Source organism: Streptomyces sp. NPDC102274 (assembly GCF_044766385.1).
Lineage (GTDB): Bacteria > Actinomycetota > Actinomycetes > Streptomycetales > Streptomycetaceae > Streptomyces.
Map to the genome: position 1 here is coordinate 17,857 of NZ_JBIWLW010000048.1, position 12,508 is coordinate 30,364.

A 12,508-nucleotide genomic window follows, 5' to 3' on the forward strand; every position below is an offset into this window, starting at 1 on the left:
CCGGCGCCCTCCTCGGCCCGTGCGCGCAGCACCTCCTCGCGGGCGATACGCGCGGCGGCGGACGGACACCGGTCCGTCCGCCGCTCACCGAGATCCGGCTGTCAGCGCAGGTACGAAGCCCCGTTGAGGTCCAGCACCGCGCCGCTCGCCCACTCGGCCTCGGCCGAGGTCAGCCAGGCCACCGCGGCGGCGATCTCGTGCGGCTCGGCTACTCGGTCGAACGGGCTCTGGGCGCGGATGGCCGGTCCCTGCTCGTCGTCGTCCAGTAGCCGCGCCGCCATCTCGGTGCGGGTGAAGCCCGGTGCGACTGCCGTCACCGCGATGCCGTACGGGGCGAGGGTCACCGCCAAGGATTGGGTGAGGGAGTGCAGTGCCGCCTTGCTGGCGCCATAGGCGGGCGAGACCGGCTCGCCCCGGAAGGCGCCCCGGGAGCCCACCATCATGACCCGGGCGCCCGCCGGGCCCTCGTCCCGGTCCAGCAGATGTCGGGTGACCTGCCAGGTCAGGTCCGCGGCGGCGAACAGATTCGCCTCGAAGGTCCGGCGCCAGTCGCTCCGCCAGTTCTCGTAGGAGGTCGTCGCGATGGGGTGCGGGGTGAACACGGCCGCGTTGTTCACCAGGATGTCCACCCCGCCGAGCGCGCTGACCGCACCCTCGACCAGACCGGGTATCTCCTCCGGACGGGTCAGGTCTGCGCGCAGCGCCACATGGCCCTCACCGGGCAGGGCGGCCACCAGATTCACGGCGGCTTCGGGATCGGTCCGGTAGTGCACGGCTACCACATCGCCGCGTGCGGCGAGGGCTTGGGCGATGGCGGCACCGATGCCTCGGGAGGCTCCGGTGATCAACGCGCGCTTACGACGTATCGGCTCTTCCACGGTGCGATCATGCGGTTCGGCCCGGGCGATGGCAAGAAGCATCTGAGGAGGGGCTTCCCATGAGACGGACGCTTCGACGATCGAGAAGACGGTCGAGGTGGGCACGACGCGGTCCAGGGTGAACCCGGCCCGCTCCAGCAGCGTGCGGGACTCCGGCTCGGTCCGCTCCCGGCCTGGCAGCATGCCGAGCATGGTCAGGTCCACCATCTTCATCATGTGGGGCGTGTCGCCGGGCGGGACCACGCCCTCCAGTACCAGCAGGCGGGCGCCCGGGTTCGAGGCCTTCCGGATCGATTCCAGGATGCGTACGGCGGACTCGTCGTCCCAGCCGTGCTGGAGGCGGTTGGTCATCCAGCGGTCCCCACGTCGACCACGGCGCGGCCGGTGGGGGGCCGCCGCCGGGCCGACCGAAGGGGTGTCTCCCCCGTCAACCGACCGCTTGTGGACCGGCCGAGACAACGTTCGCCCTGTCGACGACTTCGTGGTGGCGCTCGTGGGCGCAGTTCTGTTGGTCCTGCTGCGGCCGGCACGCGGTTTTCCGGGTCCCGGGCAGCGTGGTGGCGCTCCGTGCCATGGCGGCTGGTGGGGCGGCGTCCCGAAAGCTCCGTGGCCATTGGGAGGTTTGACCGGCCATCACGTCGGTAGGTGCGATTGTGCCCGCACGGAACGGCGCGCTGGGCGTTGTCCCGTGCGAGCACGGTGGCCGTCTCAGGCCGGGATGTCGAAGCCGAGCGAGCTGAGCGCGGTTTCTGCAGCCTGCTGGTCCTGCTCGTAGGTGCCGCCGGAGATGCCGAGAGCCCCGATGACCTTGCCGTTCTCGATCAGCGGGTAGCCGCCGCCCACGGCCATCAGCCGGGGGTGGTAGGCGAGCGGGGCGACCTGGGGGTTGCCCACGTAGGAGTTCCAGACGTGGGTGGGGATGCGATAGGACGCTGCCGTCCAGGCCTTGTCAACGGCGACCTCGGCGGCCAGGAACGGTGCGTCGTCGGCGCGCTCGAACGCCTTCAGGTGGCCGCCGGTGTCCACGACCGCCACTGCCACCTCGAATCCGACCCCTTCGGCGGCGGCGTGCACTGCCTCGATGAGCGCGGCGGCAGCGGCGCGGGTGATCGACGGTGCGGAAAGGGACTTCGCCTGCGTTGTGCTGTTCATGAGGATTTTTCTCTGGTGAGTCGGATGATTCGTGGGGTGGGTGCCGGCTGTGCTACGGACCTCGGGGCGGATCTCGCTGTCAGCGGAGCGGGGAGTGCGGGGTGGGTACTGCGCGGGTGATCACGGACTTCTCCAGGATCAACAAGTCATCGACCACGGGACCGATTTCATGCCGCCAGCGGTCGTTCTCGTAGGCGGCGGCGTACAACTCCTCCCGCTGTGCCTCGTCGTCGAACCGGCGGATCCAGACGTAACCGTCCGGGTCCTCCTCGTCGATGAAGGACGCGGTGACCGTCATGCCCTTCGACGTCTGGAACGGGATGACGACTTCTTCCATGTAGCGGACCCATTCGTCGCGGCGTCCGGGCCGGGCCTGGTAGCGCCGAAGTTCGTAGAACATGGCGAACTCCCTTGTGTTGTGTAGTCGGCGGGGGCGGTCCGGGAGGCTGCGCGGCCTGTTGCCGTCGGGTGACCCGATGCGGCGGCCGACCGGACCGGAGCGGGAGTCAGGAGGCGACGCGCAGGACGAGCTTGCCGCGCGTGCGTCCGTTCTCGCCGCGAGTGTGGGCCTGGGCGACCTGGTCCAGGTCGAAGACCTCCTCGACCTCCACACTCACCTCTCCGGCGTCGATGAGTCCGGCGATCCGAGTCAGGGCCGGGCCGTCGGGCTCGACCAAGAAGGGACTGGTGCGCAGCCCCCGGGACTCGCCCGCCTGGAGGAGCTCGGGCGACACGCCGGCGGGGATCGCGACGAGCAGTCCACCGGGGCGCAACACATCGAGCGAGCGCACGCTGGTGTTGTCGTGGTGGACACTGATGAGGTCGATCACCACGTCGATGTCCTTGACCACGTCCTCGAAGCGGACGGCGGTGTAGTCGACGAGTTCGTCAGCGCCGAGCGCCCTGAGCCAGTCATGACGTCCGCTGCTGGCGGGCCGGTGACGTGAGCGCCCAGGTGCTTGGCGAACTGGACGGCGAGGTGTCCGACGCCTCCGGCGGCAGCGTGGATCAGCACCCGCTGCCCGGGCTGGACATCGGCGGTGTCCACCAGAGCCTGCCAGGCGGTAAGGGCAGCCAGCGGCACGGCAGCGGCCTGCTCGTGACTGATGCTCGCGGGCTTGCGGGCGAACTGGCGGGCGGGGGCGGTGACGTACTCGGCGTAACCGCCGGCCGCACGCGGGAACCACGGCATCCCGTAGACCTCGTCGCCGGGCTTGAGGGTCGTGACTCCGAAGCCGACCTCCTCCACGACACCGGACACGTCCCAGCCCAGGGTGAACGGCGGCTCACCAAGTACGCCGGCCATGGCGCCGCCGGCGCGGGTCTGCCAGTCGACCGGGTTGATCCCGGCGGCGTGCACTCGCACCAAGACCTCGGTCGGCAGCGGTTCGGGGCGGGGTACCTCTTCCACCCGCAGGACGTCGGTACCGCCGAAGGCGTGCTGCACCACCGCGCGCATCGTGGACATGAGTCATCTCCTTACATAGAGAACAAATGCTTCAACAGGCTGCTTTGCGGTCATCGACCAAGCGTTGTCGTCGCCACCGCCGCCTGCCACACCCTTATGAGCGACGGCTACGCGTGGGCCCGCGAGGCCGAAACCGACAGCGGGGGCACCATGTTCTCCGGGGCCTTCGAATTCCTTCTCGCCACGGCCGCTTCCTGGGTTCTCATGCCGCTCCTGCTGTGGGCCGGTATGCGTCTGCTGCGGGAGACCGGCAACCTTCTCCTCATCCTCGTCGGCGGGGTCGCCTGGCTCGTGGCCTCTGGGTACTTCATCGACGACATCGACCGCGCGGGCGGCCACATACCGATCCCCGCCCTCATCGCATACGTTCTCGTTGGTACGGCATTGGCCGGAGCCAGAACGACACCCCATCGCGGATGAGGGACGGTCCACCTCATACTCAGGCTGTAGTTCGTGGTGACCGGTGGGGCAGAGTAGGGCCCATGTCTACGTACGAGACGATGTCGTTCCACCTTGAGACCGAGCGGCTGCTACTGCGGCCGTGGGCCGAGTCGGACGCCGCTGAGTTCCGCGCCCTCCTCTCCGAACGCGGCAAGGGGACGCCCACGGTTGAGCACACCCGGACGTCCATCGCGAAGCTGCTCACCGCAACGGCGACAACGGGGATCGCCCTGCTGCCCATCCAGCGCCGTGACGAAGGCGACTTCATCGGCTATTGCGGGTTGATCATCGGCCGCTCCACCGTAGAGGAGCCTGAAATCGCGTATGAGTTGTTCCGGCGCGCGCATGGGCGCGGCTACGCCACCGAGGCGGCCGGCGCGGTGGTCGATGCCGCTATTGCGACCGGGCGGAAACGGCTCTGGTCGACCGTCGGCGCGTGGAACACACCGTCGTTCCGTGTCCTTGAGAAGCTCGGGTTCGAGCGGCATCACGTTTCCACGGACGACAGCGGTGAAGTGGTATGGCTCACACGCTCGTTGCCGTGACGCGGGGTAGCGCCCCCGGGGCTTCATGCTCACGTGATCGAGTGTGCTCGGGCAGAGCGCGCGGCTTGACGGCAGTGGCGGCTGGCTCGGGATGGGGCTTGGTGGCGGCGAGGCCAGTGGGACCAGGAGGTGTAGCGGCGGACCTGGTGTTCGTCGAGGCCGGCCAGGCCCTTGCCGGCCTGGAACACCTCCTTGATGCGCGCCTTGATCCAGCGACCCGCACCAGCGTCGTCAGCGGCACCGGCTGAGGCGAGTAGCAGCGGTAGTAGGCGAGTTCGCCAGTGGTGCGGTTGCGGCGGATCAGCAGGTGGCGGTCGCCGGCTCTGGGATCGAGCAGGGCGATGTGAGCCCAGTCGTAGAAGCGTTGCCCTTTGGCTCCGTTTCCGGCGGACAGCCTCTGCCGGGCGCGCTGGGGGAGCTTCTTGGCCAGGACGTCCGCGCGCAACCTTCCTGCATGGGTGGTGACTTCGTGGGCGCGGGCCACCGTGAGGACGTAGCCGGTGCCGCGTTCGTCCAGGGCGGTGCGCAGTTTCGGGTTGCCGTCGTGGACCTCATCGTCGGCCACCGACGGTGTGCGGTGGCCGGTGGCCGGGAACCGGGCGGTCATGCGGGCGGCCAGTTCGGGCTTGGTGGCGGACTCGGTCGCTGGTTCACTGATACTCCCCAGCGGGTGCAACGCACGAGAACGTTCAGGCTGTTCCGTAACTGAGGAACGAACCCAAAAGCCTCTCGAAGCTCCGCTGACCAATCGCTACGACGGGTCACCTGGCGTGCGCCGAACTTCCGGTCAACGATCCAGTGGGCCCCGCTCCGGGACGATGCCTACGGTGTGCCGGGAAGCCGGACCGTGACGAGGAGACCGCCGGCGGGGCGGGGGACGAGGTCGAGGGTCCCGCCGTGGGCGCGGACGATGCTGTGCACGATGGCCAGGCCGAGGCCGACGCCGGCGTGCTCGTCGGTGCGTACGCGTTCCGTTCCGCGCTGGAAGGGTTCGGTGAGGGTCGGTACCAGTTCCGGTGGGAGCCGACGGCCCGTGTTCTCGACCCGCAGCACGCTCGTGTCGCCGTGCGCCTCGGTGTGGACCGTCATGGTGCCGCCGGCGGGGACGTTGTGGACGATGGCGTTCTGGACGAGGTTCGTCACCATCCGCAGCAGAAGCTCCGCGGAGCCGCTGGTCTGGGCCGCCCCGCCGGTGACGTCGAGTGTGATCCGGCGCTGTTCGGCGAGGGGAAGCAGTGTTTCGGCGGCTTCTTCGGCGATGAGGGAGAGGTCGACGCTCTCGCGGGTGAAGTTACCGCGGTCGCCGCGGCTGAGCAGCAGGAGGGCCTCGGTGAGGTCGATCGCCCGCGTATTGACAGCGTGCAGGCGTTCGATGAGTTCGCCCCGGTCCCGCGTGGGGTCCTTGCGGGCGACGTCGAGGAGTGTCCGCGAGATCGCCAGCGGGGTGCGCAGTTCATGGGAGGCGTTCGCGGCGAACCTCTGCTGCTCGGCGACGTGGGACTCGAGTTGTTGGAGCATCGAGTCGAACGCGTCGGAGAGTTCACGGAATTCGTCCTGCCGGCCTTTCATCCGGATCCGGTGGGACAGCGACCCGTTCCCGGCCATCCGTGCCGCATGCGTGATTTGTGTGAGTGGTGCGAGCATCCGGCCTGCGAGGATCCATCCCCCGACGAGGCCGAACACGAGCAGGAAGACCAGGCTTGCGGCCGCGGCGGGGGCGAAGGTGCGCACAAGGAGGTAGCGGTTGGGCGAGATCCCGAGAAGGCCCTGGGGGTTGTCGGGTACGTAGCGCAGCAGGAACACCCACACCACGGCCAGCAGGAGAGCGCCGGCGACGGCGAGGAACCCGGCGTAGCTGAGGGTGAGTTTCAGTCGGGCGCTGAGCCCTGGGCGTCTACGCATGCGTACTGCCGGGGTCGGTGGTGTCCCTGCCGGGGACGATGGTGTCCATACCGGTGTCGATCAGGTAGCCGACGCCGGGCACCGTGGCGATGATCCATGGTTCGCCGAGCCGTTTGCGCAGTGCGGAGACGGTGATGCGCACGGCGTTGGTGAGGGGGTCGGCGTTCTCGTCCCAGGCCCGTTCCAGCAGCTCTTCGGCGCTGACGACCCCGCCCTCGGCGGCGACGAGGACTTCCAGCACGGCGAACTGTTTGCGGGTGAGCGCGACGTAGCGTCCGTCGCGGAAGACCTCCCGGCGGAAGGGGTCGAGCCGCAGGCCCCCGATCTCGCGGACCGGGGGCCGGGCGTACGCGCGTCTGCGGTCGAGCGCCCTCAGCCGCAGGACGAGCTCCCGCAGCTCGAACGGTTTGGTGAGGTAGTCGTCGGCGCCGAGCCCGAACCCGGAAGCCTTGTCGTCGATCCGGTCGGCAGCGGTGAGCATGAGGATCGGGATGCCGCTGCCGGAGGCGACGATGCGCCGGGCGACCTCGTCGCCGGAGGGGCCGGGGATGTCGCGGTCGAGGACCGCGAGGTCGTAGGAGTTGACGCTGAGCAGTTCCAGGGCGGAGTCGCCGTCGCCGGCGATGTCGGCGGCGATCGCCTCCAGCCGCAGACCGTCACGGACGGCTTCGGCCAGGTAGGGCTCGTCCTCCACGATCAGTACGCGCATGTCCGAAGCCTAAGCAGCACAACATATCGCCGACGTATGCAAAGACGTGTGTACACCGGACACGCGACTCAGCCTGCCGGTGCCGGCGCGGGGCGAGGCTGGGTCGACGGCGCTTCCGCCGCAGTGCGCCACCAGCGGCGCGACGCCAGCGCGGCCAGCACGGCGCCGGTGGCGTTGACCAGTACGTCGTCCACGGAGGACACCCGGTCCAGCCGCAGGACGTACTGTGCGGTTTCGACCAGGACTGAGCAGCCCGCCCCGAGCGCCAGGATCCGCGGCACGGACGCCGACGCCGCGAACCGCATCGGGGCGAAAAACCCCAGCGCCGCGAAGATCAGCAGGTTGCCGACGATCCCGGCCGGCCCCATCGTGAGCAGGTCCCGCAGCGGTACCAGGCTCACCCGGCCGGTGACGGTGCCGGCCCCGGCGCCCGGCATCATGGTCATCCATACGAACGGCACCGTCCCGTGGACCATGCCCACCTCGGCCAGCGACATCCGCCACGCCGATGTGACGCCGGCGGCACGCCGACGGCGCGCCAGAGCCCACACCACCAGCGCGGCCAACGGCAGCGCGACCAACGTGATGAGCAGAACACCGTTGAACGTATCGAAGCAGCCGTGCCACCGCCCGGCCATGCACATCGGAGCGGACATCATGAGCGGTCGCCGCATGACGAACGCGGCGCTCACCACGCCGAGGACCGCCAGGCTGAGGAGCACGATCCCGCGCGTGCGGCGGGGTGGTGCTGACAGGGATGCGTTGTGGTTCATGCCCCCATTTGAGGCGGAGGGCCGTTGCGGTGGCGTATGCGATTTTCGATACGCCCGCGATACACGGAATCCCCCTGGCCCTTCGGCCCGGACCGCCACCTCGGCCCCGGGCAGGATCGGGCCGAGGTGGCGGTCCGGGCTTCTGAAGGGCCTGTCGAAGGAGGCCGGCATTCCCGGGTGCGGCATTCTGTGGGCAGCTTTGGCCGGACTGATGCCGACCCAACGCGGACGTGGCTGACGGCCTATCGGGGAATTCTTTGATGTATCGCGGCCGGTCGTCTCCACGCAGCCCCAGATGGATGTCGGTACCGCGTTCGGAAGGTGGATGAGGGCGCCGAATTGGCCCGGACATATAGCGTTAAATTGGACCATACTGCGGTGCCACTGGCTGCGTAGCCTGGTCGGCATGCATACGAAGGACGCGCCGGCGGCCGGCGAGCCGGCGGCGCGGATCATCCAGCTCAATGTGTGGGGGAGTCGACGCACTACTACACGGCGCGGGAGATCGCGGCGATCGAATTGACCGAGGCGGTCACCGTGCTCAAGGACGGCTTTGCCCGACGAGGCGTAAGCCATGGCCACGAAAGATTTCGACGAGACCGAGTCGGCCTCGTCGTCGCCATCACCACGATCAACGCGCGGAACCGCTTCGACGTGTCCACACGGCCGCTCCCCGGCTATCACACACCGGCCACCTGACAAACCCGCCGACCGGCCCCGCGTGTGCAGTGCGCCTAGGCAATGGAGCAATCGGCCCGACGCCCGCTGCGGCCGCGTGCAAGCAGTAGCTCCCGCCGACGCTCCCAGGGGCTCAGCATCGAGTCCGTGACCAGCGCACGACGATGCTGTTCGGAGCCAGGAGGAGTCAGTATGACCACCACGTTCATCACCGGGGCCAACAAGTCCCTCGGTCTTGAAACCGCTCGTCGCCTTGTCGAGGCGGGGCACACCGTCCTCATCGGTGCCCGCGCCCCTGAACGCGGCCGGGTCGCGGCCGAGTCGCTCGGCGCCCGGTTCGTCAAGATCGACGTGGCCGACGACGCCTCGGTCGAGGCCGCGGCCGCCGACGTCGCCGCGCACGAGGGAACGATCGACGTCCTCGTCAACAACGCCGGTGTCCTCGGCCGGGTCGGCCCCGTCGAGGAGTACACCGCGGCCGACGTGAGCGCCGTGCTCGATGTGAACGTCGTCGGGATCGTGCGCGTCACGCACGCGTTCCTCCCGCTGCTGCGCAAGTCCTCGAACCCCGTCATCGTCAATGTGTCCAGCGGGATGGGTTCCTTCGGCATGACTCAGGACTCGGCGCGGATCGAGTCGCAATTCGCCCTGCCCCTCTACTCCGCCTCGAAGGCCGCGGTCACGATGCTCACGACCCAGTACGCCAAGGAACTGAAGGATGTGAAGGTCAAGGCCGCCGACCCGGGGCAGACCGCGACCGACTTCACCGGCGGCCTCGGACACAGCATCGCCGAGGGCGCCGAATCCATCGTGACCCTCGCGACGATCGGCACTGACGGGCCGACGGGACAGTTCATCGACCGGTCCGGGAATCTCCCGTGGTGAACCTGTTCTGAACCTGCCCTGAACCGGACCGACGACCCGCCGGGGTCGTCGAGGGACCGGAACGCCGCTCGATCGTCCGCTGCCGATTCCAAAGGGCCGTCGGCCTGCACCAGTTGAGCGATCACCGGCACCCGGTTCCGCCGGTCGAGGCCGGGGGCATCATCGCGCGCCGGCAGCGCACCGAGTTGGTGCTGCCCCGGAGCGGGATGTCGCACAGCGCCGCGATCTGGGACCCGAGGACGAGCGAGCCTTTCGACCCGGGTCGTAGTCGAGGTACTGCGGGCCACCGGCCTGTAGCCCCACGGGACCGGCCGGGGTCCGCGCTCACCCCATCTGGAGGCGGTCGGCCAGACCGGCGGCGGTGAAAGCGGCTACCAACTCGTCACGGCCCTCGGTGAAGTGGGCCCAGCTGTCGTAGTGGACGGGGACCACCCGGCGGGCGCCGAGGATCTCGGCGGCCTCGGCGGCCTGTGCGCTGTCCAGGACGATCAGTTCGCCGTCGAAGACGACAGGGAATCGGGGAGCGCCGGCGAAGAGGATGGCGGTGTCCACGGGGGCGAAGCGTTCGGCGATCTCCTTGACCAAGCCAAGGGAGGCGTTGTCGCCACTGACGTAGACAGTGGGGAGCCCTTCACCGGTCAGGACGAAGCCGACGACCTGGCCGGCGCTCGCCTCGACTTCCTCGCGCGTCCCGGGCCCGTGGAGAGCGGGCACGCCCGTCACGGTGACGGTGCCACCGCCAGGGCGGTCCAGCTCGATCGACTCCCAGTCAGCCAGTCCCTTGGCGCGGTCTCCCAAGCGCTGCCCACCACCGAGGGTGGTGAGGGTGAGCGGGATGTCGGCGAGCAGGGCCCGGCCGGAGCGGTCGAGGTTGTCGGCGTGCTCATCGTGGGAGAGCAGGACCACGTCCACGCGGCCGAGGTCCGCGGGGCTGCCGGAAGACGGCGCGGTCTTGGTCAGGACGGGATGGCCCGGCGTCTGGTAGTCGCCGGGGGCATCGAAGGTCGGGTCGGTCAGGAACCGCAGGCCGCCGTACTCGAAGAGGGCGGTCGGGCCGCCGAAGGCGCGGACCGGGAATTGCTCGCTGGTGGGCAGGTCAGCAGACATCGAAAGAAGCACCTCGCGGTTGAAGAGTGGTTTATCCGTGAATCACGGTAAGCAGCCCTCATGCATAAATGCAAGCTGCACCATGAGAACCGCGAAAAGGCTGGTCTGCGTGTGTGCGGCGTGAGCCAATACGGGGCTGGGCGATGAGCGTTCATATCTTGCGCCGACCGGTGTCCATAGTGATTGATGCATCAGTGAGAAGGGATGTAGGTACGACGACGCAGGCTCTGAGAATGTGAGGTGACGAAGGCCATACTCTGCCGTGCAGACCGTCGCGGTGCTGGCCGAGGCGGACGAGCAGAGTGCCGCGAGGTTGCTCGTTGCCTCACATACCTGGCGTCCGTCTCGTCGTGGAGGCATGAGGGACAGAGCTGAGACCCATGCGATCTGTGAATTTGATGCCGTCGCCCTGACCGGCGCTGACCGAGCCGATACGAACCGTGTGCCGAGAGCCATCGGCAGCGGAGCCGCGACCTGCCAAGGCCCGGCCGCGGATCGGGAGCACTCCGGAGCCGGCGGTGTCTGCACCGCTTGTGTCGAGTGCGGTGGCTATGGCCAGTGCGGAGGCGTCATCGCATGACCGATGCGTCGGATTCTGAATTTTCCGCGGATTCCCTGCGAAGTTTTCAATGAACGCCGTGTACTCCTGAACCCGGCATTTCGCATGCTCGGTTCTTCGTACGCGATCAGGTACTGGTCAGCGGCTCATATGTCCCTTCGTTTCTCGACACCGTTGGAGCTTTCACGTGTCCCAGCCAACCGCTGCCGATCCGACCTTTCCTGTCGGTGAGCCGGCCCCGGTCGCAGCTAATTCTCGCCGCTGGTGGATTCTGGTGGTCATCAGCATCGCCCAGCTGATGCTGATCCTGGACATCACCATCGTAAATATCGCCCTGCCCTCGGCCCAGCGGGAACTCGGCTTTTCCGACGGAAATCGCCAGTGGGTTATCACGGCTTACGCACTCGCATTCGGCAGCCTGCTCCTGCTCGGCGGACGGGTAGCTGACCTGATCGGCCGCAAGATCACCTTTCTCGTCGGCCTGGTCGGGTTCGCCGCTACCTCGGCTGTGGGCGGCGCGGCTACCAGTTTTGGCATGCTGGTGGCTGCCCGAGCAGGTCAGGGCCTTTTTGGCGCACTCCTTGCTCCGGCTGCCCTGTCTCTGCTGAGCACCACCTTCACCGACGCCAAGGAGCGAGCCAAGGCGGGTCTTCGATCTTGAGCGGTGCGTTGCTCAGGGCCTCTGACGTTTCGTTACGCTCGGTGAGGGCATCTGATGGCTGCTGCCGGGGCCGCAGGCGCGCCGGGACCCCAAGGCACTACACGGCTACGGTCCCTCTCCGTGACTACGGGTACAGCTTCTCGCCCTTCGCCAGCATCGCTACGTACTTCTCTATCCGGCGCGCCCGGGTCTCGGGCTTCTTGGCGTCTTGGACCCTGTACAGGATCGCGTAGCGGTTCTGCCGGTCCAGTGTCTCGAAGAACTCCGCCGCGGCCGGGTCGGCGGTCAGGGCTGCCGTGAGGTCGTCCGGCACCGTGGCGGTCTTCGCGCCGTCGTAAGCCGCCTCCCAGCGGCCGTCTGCCTTGGCGCGGTTGACCTCGGCCTGCCCCGGGGGATGCATCCGGCCCTGCTCGATCAGGGCGGCCACCTTGTGCCGGTTGACCTTGGACCACTTGCTGCGCGGCTTGCGCGGGGTGAACCGCTGGAGCCACCACTGATCGTCGAACTTGGCCTTCTGGCCGTCGATCCAGCCGTAGCAGAGCGCCACGTCGAGCGCCTGGGCGTAGTCCAGCGCGACGATTCCGGGGCCCTTCTTGCGAAGCTTGAGCCAGATGCCGGACGAGGCGGCGTGGTTCTCACCGAGCCATGCCTGGAATGCCTCGGCGGATTCGAATGCGACGATTTCCAAGTCCTGAGTCACCCCAGCAGCAAACCACACCCGGCCGATTGTCATGACGCATTCGGGCGCGG

Annotated in this window: 12 protein-coding genes and 3 pseudogenes; 5 read left to right on the forward strand and 10 right to left on the reverse strand. The window is 68.3% G+C overall.

Annotated features, from left to right (window positions below; all coding sequences use genetic code 11):
- Nucleotides 1-101 precede the first annotated feature (101 nt).
- The 4 genes and pseudogenes from ACIRQP_RS37710 to ACIRQP_RS37725 form a co-directional block, all read right to left on the reverse strand.
- A complete protein-coding gene (locus tag ACIRQP_RS37710; RefSeq protein ID WP_403899022.1) occupies nt 102-1,229 on the reverse strand; it encodes an SDR family oxidoreductase in 1,128 nt (375 codons plus the stop codon).
- A 357-nt stretch (nt 1,230-1,586) separates the two neighbouring features.
- Nucleotides 1,587-2,030: a heme-binding protein gene (locus tag ACIRQP_RS37715; RefSeq protein ID WP_403899025.1), complete on the reverse strand. Its 444-nt coding sequence runs from the start codon at nt 2,028-2,030 to the stop codon at nt 1,587-1,589.
- 79 nt (nt 2,031-2,109) lie between these two features.
- A complete protein-coding gene (locus tag ACIRQP_RS37720; RefSeq protein ID WP_403899028.1) occupies nt 2,110-2,430 on the reverse strand; it encodes an NIPSNAP family protein in 321 nt (106 codons plus the stop codon).
- A gap of 106 nt (nt 2,431-2,536) precedes the next feature.
- Nucleotides 2,537-3,489 (reverse strand): annotated as a pseudogene (locus ACIRQP_RS37725) (NADP-dependent oxidoreductase).
- A 105-nt stretch (nt 3,490-3,594) separates the two neighbouring features.
- Here ACIRQP_RS37725 and ACIRQP_RS37730 point away from each other — a divergent pair.
- Together ACIRQP_RS37730 and ACIRQP_RS37735 are read left to right on the forward strand one after the other, a co-directional pair.
- On the forward strand, nt 3,595-3,918 hold the full coding sequence (locus tag ACIRQP_RS37730; protein WP_403899031.1) for a hypothetical protein: 324 nt from the start codon (nt 3,595-3,597) through the stop codon (nt 3,916-3,918).
- A gap of 62 nt (nt 3,919-3,980) precedes the next feature.
- Nucleotides 3,981-4,484, forward strand: a complete 504-nt coding sequence (locus tag ACIRQP_RS37735; protein ID WP_403899034.1) for a GNAT family N-acetyltransferase — start codon at nt 3,981-3,983, stop codon at nt 4,482-4,484.
- 113 nt (nt 4,485-4,597) lie between these two features.
- On the opposite strand, the pseudogene ACIRQP_RS37740 reads toward ACIRQP_RS37735, so the two are convergent.
- From ACIRQP_RS37740 to ACIRQP_RS37755, 4 genes and pseudogenes are all read right to left on the reverse strand, one after another.
- Nucleotides 4,598-5,187 (reverse strand): annotated as a pseudogene (locus tag ACIRQP_RS37740) (IS701 family transposase); the annotation flags it as partial.
- Nucleotides 5,188-5,306: 119 nt separating this feature from the next.
- Nucleotides 5,307-6,386: a sensor histidine kinase gene (locus ACIRQP_RS37745; RefSeq protein WP_403899037.1), complete on the reverse strand. Its 1,080-nt coding sequence runs from the start codon at nt 6,384-6,386 to the stop codon at nt 5,307-5,309.
- Nucleotides 6,379-7,095, reverse strand: coding sequence for a response regulator transcription factor (locus ACIRQP_RS37750; RefSeq protein WP_403899040.1), 717 nt, complete (start codon nt 7,093-7,095; stop codon nt 6,379-6,381). Before ACIRQP_RS37750 ends, ACIRQP_RS37745 begins: the two co-directional genes overlap by 8 nt.
- A 68-nt stretch (nt 7,096-7,163) precedes the next feature.
- Nucleotides 7,164-7,868, reverse strand: a complete 705-nt coding sequence (locus ACIRQP_RS37755) for a VanZ family protein (protein WP_403899043.1) — start codon at nt 7,866-7,868, stop codon at nt 7,164-7,166.
- A gap of 468 nt (nt 7,869-8,336) precedes the next feature.
- Between ACIRQP_RS37755 and ACIRQP_RS37760 the strand changes: the two genes are divergently transcribed.
- Both ACIRQP_RS37760 and ACIRQP_RS37765 read left to right on the forward strand, forming a co-directional pair.
- Nucleotides 8,337-8,567, forward strand: coding sequence for a hypothetical protein (locus ACIRQP_RS37760; protein WP_403899046.1), 231 nt, complete (start codon nt 8,337-8,339; stop codon nt 8,565-8,567).
- Between the two features lie 171 nt (nt 8,568-8,738).
- Entirely contained in the window at nt 8,739-9,431 is a 693-nt protein-coding gene (locus ACIRQP_RS37765) for an SDR family NAD(P)-dependent oxidoreductase (RefSeq protein WP_403899049.1), read from the forward strand.
- 324 nt (nt 9,432-9,755) lie between these two features.
- Here ACIRQP_RS37765 and ACIRQP_RS37770 read toward each other — a convergent pair whose 3' ends face one another.
- Complete coding sequence (locus tag ACIRQP_RS37770; RefSeq protein WP_403899052.1) at nt 9,756-10,538, reverse strand: MBL fold metallo-hydrolase; 783 nt, start codon at nt 10,536-10,538, stop codon at nt 9,756-9,758.
- A 746-nt stretch (nt 10,539-11,284) separates the two neighbouring features.
- Here ACIRQP_RS37770 and ACIRQP_RS37775 point away from each other — a divergent pair.
- A pseudogene (locus ACIRQP_RS37775) lies at nt 11,285-11,743 on the forward strand (MFS transporter); the annotation flags it as partial.
- Nucleotides 11,744-11,882: 139 nt separating this feature from the next.
- On the opposite strand, the gene ACIRQP_RS37780 reads toward ACIRQP_RS37775, so the two are convergent.
- Complete coding sequence (locus ACIRQP_RS37780) at nt 11,883-12,491, reverse strand: YdeI family protein (RefSeq protein WP_403899096.1); 609 nt, start codon at nt 12,489-12,491, stop codon at nt 11,883-11,885.
- Nucleotides 12,492-12,508: the final 17 nt, after the last annotated feature.